Source organism: Phenylobacterium sp., assembly GCF_030654915.1.
Classification (GTDB): domain Bacteria; phylum Pseudomonadota; class Alphaproteobacteria; order Caulobacterales; family Caulobacteraceae; genus Phenylobacterium.
Genome location: NZ_JAURWM010000078.1, coordinates 1 through 1,958, shown reverse-complemented (window position 1 = coordinate 1,958; position 1,958 = coordinate 1). Strand labels below are relative to the sequence as shown.

The following is a 1,958-nucleotide window of genomic DNA, read 5'->3' as shown; positions in this document are numbered from 1 at the left end:
TCGAGCCGAGAGTTCCTGGGATCGCGCTGAGCAGATCGAGGTCGGCCAACTTCAGGATCAGGCTGCAAAGCATCAGCCCAATGCCGACCCCGCTCAGGCCGGTGATCTGGCGCATATAGGCGCGGCGTCGCTTCTCGCGTCGCTCAAGGCGCCAGGCTTCCAGTTCCTGGTCGCTCCCGTCGGGCGGCGTGACGCCAAGCTCAGCCAAGCTGGGCGCGCGCCGGCTCGGGGCCGGCGGCGTGACCGCCTTGGGCTGGCGGCGGCCGAATGTCGGCGTCTCCGGCATGTGGGGCTCCCTGGCTCGCGCACAGGTTGCCGGCGGCCGGTTAAGGCCGCCTCAACAGCCTATTCGTCGTCCCAGGGCGCGGCGCCGTCCGAGGGCGCCGGGGCGGCGTCCCCCGTCTTGGCGTCTTGCGTCTTGGCGGCCGCCTTCTTCGCCGCGGGCTTCTTTGCGGCCGGCTTCTTGGCGGCCGCCTTCTTGGGAGCCGCGGCCTTTTCCGCCTTGGGCTTGGCGGCCGCCTTCTTGGCGGCCGGCTTCTTCTTGCCGCCGCCCTTGGCTTCGCGCTCGGCGATCAGGATCACGGCTTCCTCCAGCGTGATCTCCGACGGCTCCTTGCCCTTGGGCACGTTGGCGTTGGTCGAGCCGTGCTTGATGTAGGGGCCATAGCGGCCGGCCAGCACCTTGACGGGCGCGCCGTCGACCGGGTGTGCGCCCAGGTCCTTCAGCGCCGCGGACTCGCCGCGACCCGGACGACCGCCGCCGGCCCGCTTCTCGGCCAGCAGGGTGACCGCGCGGTTGAGGCCGACGTCGAACACCTCGTCGACGCTGGGCAGGTTCGCATAGGTGCCGCTGTGCAGCACGAACGGTCCGAACCGGCCGATGCCGGCGGTGATCATGGCGCCGTCCTCGGGGTGAGCCCCGACATCGCGAGGCAGGCGCAGCAGGCGCAGGCCCTTCTCCAGGTCCATCGCGGCGGCCGACCATCCCTTGGGCAGGGACGAGCGCTTGGGCTTCTCGCCCTCGCCGAGCTGGACATAGGGGCCAAAGCGGCCGGCCTTCAGGAACACCTTCTCGCCGGTGACCGGGTCGACGCCCAGTTCCCGGTCGCCGCTTTCGGCGGCGTTCTCATCGTCCGACTGGGCGATGGGGCGGGTGTAGCGGCATTCCGGATAGTTGGAGCAGCCGATGAAGGCCCCGAACTTGCCGGTCTTCAGCGACAGCCGGCCGGAGTCGCAGGTCGGGCAGCCGCGCGGATCCGAACCGTCTTCCTTCGCGGGGAAGATGTGCGGACCCAACGCCTCGTTCAGGGCGTCGAGCACGTGGGTGACGCGCAGTTCGGCGATCTCGCCGACCGCGGCGTGGAAGTCCTGCCAGAACTCGCGCAGCAGCGCCTTCCAGTTCATCTCCCCGGCCGAGACCAGGTCGAGCTTTTCTTCCAGGGCGGCGGTGAAGTCGTACTCCACGTAGCGGGCGAAGAACTGCTCGAGGAACGCGGTGACCAGGCGGCCCTTGTCCTCGGGAATGAAGCGGTTCTTGTCCATGCGGACGTATTCGCGGTCGCGCAGCACGGTCAGCACCGAGGCGTAGGTCGAGGGACGGCCAATGCCGAGCTCTTCCATCTTCTTGACCAGGCTGGCTTCCGAATAGCGCGGGGGCGGCTCGGTGAAGTGCTGGTCGGCGCGCGCGTCGATCACGCGGGCGTTCGCGCCTTCCTTGACCTGCGGCAGGCGGCCGCCTTCCTCGTCGTCCGCGTCGTCGCGGCCTTCCTCGTAGACGGCCAGATAGCCGTCGAACAGGATCACCTGGCCGGTGGCGCGCAGCCCGGTCTTGCCGTCGGCGCTCTCCAGGTCGATGGAGGTCCGCTCGATGCGGGCCGCTTCCATCTGCGAGGCGATCATCCGCTTCCAGATCAGCTCATAGAGCCGGCCAAGGTCGCTCTCCAGGCGCAGCGAGCCGG

2 protein-coding genes are annotated in these 1,958 nt (G+C 69.5%); both read right to left on the bottom strand.

What is annotated here, in order from left to right:
- Window positions 1–286 (bottom strand): hypothetical protein (locus Q7T84_RS03740; RefSeq protein ID WP_304806360.1); only part of this gene is annotated, 286 nt, incomplete at its 3' end.
- Window positions 287–345: 59 nt separating this feature from the next.
- Window positions 346–1,958, bottom strand: a 1,613-nt coding sequence (locus Q7T84_RS03735; protein WP_304806359.1) for a topoisomerase C-terminal repeat-containing protein, incomplete at its 5' end; no start/stop codon positions are given.